Annotated in this window: 1 protein-coding gene; it reads left to right on the plus strand. The window is 44.4% G+C overall.

From position 1 onward, the window contains the following. Nucleotides 1-768, plus strand: a 768-nt coding sequence (locus tag H8706_RS12095) for an IS3 family transposase (protein ID WP_262432841.1), incomplete at its 5' end; no start/stop codon positions are given. Nucleotides 769-973: the final 205 nt, after the last annotated feature.

Here is a 973-nt window from a genome sequence, read left to right on the forward strand (position 1 = left end):
GGTGTGTCAGCTCGTAAGCAGCATGAACAAAAACTTTTGCGTATTTTAATATCATTTCATGAAAGGTATCCGGCAGCCGGACTCGATGCTTTGGCCGCCATGATAAGAAAAGAGTCTCCGTGCTCACGAAACACCGCGCACCGACTTATGAAATTATATAACATACACTCAATACGCAAAAGAGCGTTCAGAATCACCACAAATTCCAATCATAATTATGCTGTTTCACCCAACATTCTTAATAGAGATTTTACAGCTGACAAGCCTAATCAAAAGTGGGTTGGCGATATTACCTACATACCCACTGACGAGGGTTGGCTTTATGCCGCAATCGTAAAAGACTTGTGCCTTAAGAAGATTGTCGGCTACTCCTTTTCAAGCCGCATTGACACCAATCTTACCGTTACTGCGCTTAAGATGGCTGTAAATCGTCAAAAAACTCAAGACAACCTGATTTTTCACAGCGACCGCGGTGTTCAGTATGCATCCGCAGGTTACCGCGAAGCACTAGCAGAGTACAATATTACACAAAGCATGTCAAGAAAGGGTGAGCCGTATGACAATGCCGCAGCAGAAAACTTTTTCAGCTGTCTCAAGTGTGAACTTGTTCACCACAAGCACTACAGAACCAGGTCTGAAGCGCAAGCTGATATATTTGCTTACATTGAAGCTTATTACAATTCTATGCGACCGCAATCAGCACTCAATTGGCTTTCGCCGGTTGAGTATGAACACCTACTTAGCGTTTATGCCGCGAAAGTTGCTTGACAATGAGTATCCGGTATGATAGGCTTGTGCCTGGGCGAATTGCCCTTGGGCTACTTCGTTCTTTCGCCGGTACATCATGCCGGCAGAGGCTCGTTGTCAAGCAAACCGCGGAATAAATGCGGTCGGTTTTAGTAAATTAACGAAATACTGCGATTCATTTCGTTTTTTGAAGCTTTTTTGTGTCCACTTTTGCTGGGAGGGCACA

The sequence above is a fragment of the Qingrenia yutianensis genome (assembly GCF_014385105.1).
Lineage (GTDB): Bacteria > Bacillota > Clostridia > UMGS1810 > UMGS1810 > Qingrenia > Qingrenia yutianensis.